At 61.3% G+C, this 4,887-nt stretch carries 3 protein-coding genes; 2 read left to right on the top strand and 1 reads right to left on the bottom strand.

From position 1 onward, the window contains the following. Window positions 1-195: 195 nt before the first annotated feature. Together HMPREF3120_RS01390 and HMPREF3120_RS01395 are read left to right on the top strand one after the other, a co-directional pair. A complete protein-coding gene (locus tag HMPREF3120_RS01390) occupies window positions 196-1,524 on the top strand; it encodes a UDP-glucose dehydrogenase family protein (protein ID WP_070450140.1) in 1,329 nt (442 codons plus the stop codon). A gap of 56 nt (window positions 1,525-1,580) precedes the next feature. Beyond that, entirely contained in the window at window positions 1,581-3,116 is a 1,536-nt protein-coding gene (locus HMPREF3120_RS01395; protein ID WP_246815390.1) for an FMN-binding glutamate synthase family protein, read from the top strand. Window positions 3,117-3,292: 176 nt separating this feature from the next. Here HMPREF3120_RS01395 and HMPREF3120_RS01400 read toward each other — a convergent pair whose 3' ends face one another. Further along, window positions 3,293-4,816, bottom strand: a complete 1,524-nt coding sequence (locus tag HMPREF3120_RS01400; protein WP_070450144.1) for an ABC-F family ATP-binding cassette domain-containing protein — start codon at window positions 4,814-4,816, stop codon at window positions 3,293-3,295. Between the last annotated feature and the right edge of the window lie 71 nt (window positions 4,817-4,887).

Here is a 4,887-nt window from a genome sequence, read left to right on the forward strand (position 1 = left end):
CTCCTTGTCCAATAAGTCACGAGACATGACACTGCTAGACGATCCGCCCGCCTTGTCTGCGTTTCCCCAGGTCATGTTGAAGATGGTTTGCAATAAGGTGTGAATCGTCTAGCAGCCTGCCGAGGGAACTAGACGATCAACCCCACCACCGCGCTCACCCTGCAGTGCCAACACCGCCACGGCATAATGGCCACCATGCGACTGACTGTGATCGGCACTGGTTATCTTGGCGCGACGCATGCGGCGTGCATGGCGGAGTTGGGCCACGAGGTGCTCGGCGTCGACGTGGATGAGCACAAGATCGAGGCGCTGAAGAACTCCAAGGTGCCGTTCTACGAGCCGGGTTTGCCGGAGGTGCTGGAGCGCAACATCGACGCAGGTCGCCTCAGCTTTACGACGAAATACGACGAGGCCGCCAACTTCGCCAACGTGCACTTCATCGGGGTGGGCACGCCGCAGCAGCGCGGGTCGTATGCGGCGGATACGCGCTATGTCGAGGCGGTTATAGACGACCTCGTGCCCAAACTGCACGGCCACCACGTGATCCTGGGCAAGTCGACGGTCCCGGTCGGCACGGCCGCCGCGCTGCAGGAACGCGCCGACGATCTGACTCGTCGCGCCGGCCGAGGCGCGACCGTGGAGATCGCCTGGAACCCGGAGTTCCTGCGCGAGGGATACGCCGTCAAGGACACCATCGAGCCGGACCGGATCGTATTAGGACACCGCAGCGAGAACTCCCACGCGGAGGAAATCGCCCGCGAGGTGTACGCGATGCCGCTGGCCAACGGCACCCCGTTTATCGTCACCGACCTGCAGACGGCGGAGTTGGTGAAGGTGTCGGCGAACGCGTTTTTGGCCACGAAGATCTCGTTTATCAACGCGGTGAGCGAGGTCTGCGAGATCGTCGGCGCGGACGTCACCCAGCTCGCGGACGCGATTGGTTACGACGACCGCATCGGCCGTAAATTCCTCGGCGCCGGCCTCGGCTTCGGCGGGGGTTGCCTGCCGAAGGACATTCGTGCGTTCATGGCGCGCGCCGGCGAGGTTGGCGCGGACCAGGCGCTGACCTTCCTGCGCGAGGTGGATGCGATCAACATGCGACGCCGCCAGCGCGTGGTCGACATGGCGCGCGAGGAGCTCGGCAGCCTGATCGGCCGCAACATCACGGTGCTGGGTGCAGCGTTTAAGCCGAACTCGGACGACGTGCGCGACTCGCCAGCCCTTGCCGTGGCGGGCCAACTCTCCCTGGCCGGCGCGAACGTCACCGTCTTCGACCCGCAGGCGATGGACAACGCCCGCAAGGTCTTCCCCACCCTCGATTACGCCGACACGCTCGAAGAGGCGCTGCGCGGCGCGGAGCTGACCATCCTCGCTACCGAATGGGGGCAGTTTAGGGAGATGGATCCGGAGTGGGTTGCTGGGGTCGTCGAAAAGCAATTGCTTATCGACGCCAGAAACGTCCTGGACATCCAACAATGGCGCAGCGCCGGATGGGAAATGCGGGCGCTCGGACGCACCCTCTAGTCGACGAAACCGCGTGCCTGACAACAACTACAGATTATTAAGGCATGATGGGGCGCATGCCTAAGGACAAGTCAGGAAACTTTGCCAAGGTCGCCCTCGGCAGCGTCGCAGCGGCGTTGGGCGGCGTGGCCATCCACGACCTCACTCAGACCAAAAACCCGGTCCTGCGCAACTACCCCGTACTCGGGCACATGCGCACCCTGCTCACCGACATCGGCCCCGAACTGCGCCAATACTTCATCGAACGCGACTGGGACGGCCGCCCCTTCAACCGCGATCAGCGCAACGCAATTTACGAACGCGCAAAGGGCATGCAAAGCGAAACGTCCTTCGGCACCGTCCAGGACGTCTACGCCACCAACCACGAACACCTCGTACACACTCTTTCGCCTGTCGACGAACCCTCCGAACCGCCCCGCACCCTCATCGGTGGCAAGGACTGCACCCAGCCGTACTCCATTTCGATGCTGAACGTGTCCTCCATGAGTTTCGGCTCCCTGTCCAAAAACGCCGTACGCTCCCTGAACAAAGGCGCAGCCATGGGCGGCTTCGCCCACAACACCGGCGAGGGCGGCATCTCCCCGTACCACAAGGAATTCGGCGGCGACCTCGTCTGGCAGATGGGCACCGGCTACTTCGGCGCCCGCACCCACGACGGCGATTTCGACCCCGCTAAGTTCCGCGACCGCGCCGCCGACGACCAGGTCAAGATGGTCGAACTGAAAGTCAGCCAGGGCGCCAAGCCGGGCATCGGTGGCGTGCTGCCAGCCGACAAGATCACCAAAGAAGTCTCCGAAATCCGCGACGTGCCCATGGGCAAGGACTGCATCAGCCCCGCAGCCCACCGCGTGTTCAGCACCCCTGTCGAACTCATCGAATTCATCGCGAAGATGCGCGAACTGTCCGGCGGTAAACCGGCGGGGTTCAAGTTGTGTGTGTCGAGTCGTCGAGAAGTACTTGCCATTTGCAAGGCCATCCGCGAGGTCGGCACCGCACCCGACTTCATCGTCGTCGACGGATCCGAAGGCGGCACCGGTGCCGCCCCCATCGACTTCGAAGACCACATGGGCATGCCACTGACCCACGGCTTGATGACCGTGCACAACGCACTCGTCGGCACCGGCCTGCGCGACCAAATCAAACTCGGCGCGTCCGGCAAAGTCGCCGGCGGCTCCGACATCGTCATGCGCATGATCCAAGGCGCCGACTACACCAACTCCGCCCGCGCCATGATGATGGCCGTCGGCTGCATCCAGGCACAACGCTGCCACACCGGCGAATGCCCCACTGGCGTCGCCACCCAAGACCCGCGCCGCAACCGCGCCGTTGTGGTCAAGGACAAGTCCCAGGCGGTGTACAACTACCACAAGACCACCGTCAACACCGCCGTGCGCCTCATGGCCTCCATGGGAGTCACCGACCCGGCGGATCTCACCCCCGAGATGCTGCGCCGCAACATCTCCCCGACCGAGTCCCGCTCCTACGCCTCCATCTACGAATGGCTGCGGCCGGGCCAACTGCTCGAAGACCCGCCGTCATCCTGGGCACAGGAGTGGAAGGCCGCGTCGCCGGATACCTTCCGCCCGGTGTAGGTGGGGTGCTACGCCCGTAGCAGGCGGGCATGCAAAATAGTTCCCGGCCTCAGCGCGAAACCGGGAACTATTTTGCCTCAACGGCGTGCCGACCTGGGGGAATGCCGGTGAGGAGAGGTCGAAGACCCCAAATAGTTCCCGGACGGGGAACTATTTTGCGGGAGCTGCAGGGGCCATCAGGTCAGATCATCGATGGAAACTTCCCTGTCAAGGTTCATACGCTCACAGAAGTCTTCGTCGTGGCTGACGAGAAGAACCGCACCTGCATAACTCTCAAGAGCAGAGACAAGCCAGTTCACGGTTGAGATATCGATGTTGTTGGTGGGCTCGTCGAGAAGCAATAGCTGCGGAGCAGGCGACGAAAGAAGAACGCGGGCAAACTCAACGCGGAAACGCTCACCACCCGAAAGCGTTCCAATAGGCGCGTGCACAGTCTCATTCTGAAACAACAGTTGCGCGAGTTGGTCCCGAATATACTGCGGGTCAGCAGACGCGTTGGCCTCCGAGACCAATTCCAAAACTGACCGGTTGGGGTCAAGAACAATGCGTTGCCGGAGGTACCCCACATTCCCAATCACATACCCCGCGCTACCGTCTGCAACAGAGTTGAGCAGGGTCGTCTTTCCGCTGCCGTTCGGCCCAGTGATCCGGACACGCTCGGGGCCCACAACAGTGAGCCCTGGGATTTCCATAACACGGGTTCCGTTCGGAAGCGCCGTACCGGGAAGCTCAATGAACACATGTTGATCGTCGCGAACCTTGTCTTGTGCGTGACGATACGCAGCGAGAGACGACTCCACAGACTCGGCATGAGCCGCACCACGCCGAGCAGCAGTCTTCTCCGACCGATCCTTGTCCAGCCCCATCGCCATGCCAGGTTTGCGTTTGTTAGCCGCGAACTTCTTTCCGCGACGAGCGTCCCGAGCAATGCGAGTTTGCATCGCCTCACGCTCCCGAACCTGCCTACTGTGAACCGCCTTCTTGTCCCGCACCTCCCGCATCGCTGCGTCCTGTTCGCTGGCCAGAGTTTCGCGGTAGGCGGAGTAGTTGCCGGGGAAAAGACGTAGCTTCCCGTCGTGAAGTTCTGCAATTTCGTCCACGGAATCCAACAAGTCGCGATCGTGGCTCACCACAATTGCAGGAACAGTGGATTTGGAAAGAGAATGGATCAGCTGGGCTTTTGCTTCCGAATCGAGGTTGTTTGTTGGCTCGTCCATCACGATGAAATCGGGGTTGTCAGACATGAGCGCAGCTAGTGCAACACGAACAGCCTCTCCACCGGACATGGTGGACAGCGGCCTGTCCAAGTTGAGCGGGAGGCCGTGAGCGGACAGCACAGCCTGAGTCTCTTCAGCAGCATCCCACCGGTCACCAATGAGCTCGAACAATTCGGGATTGAACTGGCCACCTTCGACGGCGTTGATTGCCTCGATGATTTCGGTAACCCCAAAGACGTCCGAAACCGTAGTGTCCGGTTGCAGTCCAAGATCCTGAGGTAGGTAAGCGACTTTCGACGGGCGTTCGACCGAACCCGTGCTCGGCTGTAGCTCGCCGAGAATGACCCTGATCAGAGTCGTTTTTCCGGAACCGTTATCGCCGATTAAGCCGGTCAGGTGACTTGAAAATATGGCATTCAAGTCCGAGAAGCAGGAGGTTCCGTTAGGCCACTCGAGGGAGACGTTATTTAGGGAAATAGGCATGCTCATTCAACTTTCTGTTTCGTGTTAGGCGGAAACACGTGCTGAGTGCGCGTAGTTGGTAGGGGTATTCC

Origin of the sequence: Corynebacterium sp. HMSC11D10 (assembly GCF_001806995.1) — a bacterium.
GTDB classification, from domain to species: domain Bacteria; phylum Actinomycetota; class Actinomycetes; order Mycobacteriales; family Mycobacteriaceae; genus Corynebacterium; species Corynebacterium coyleae.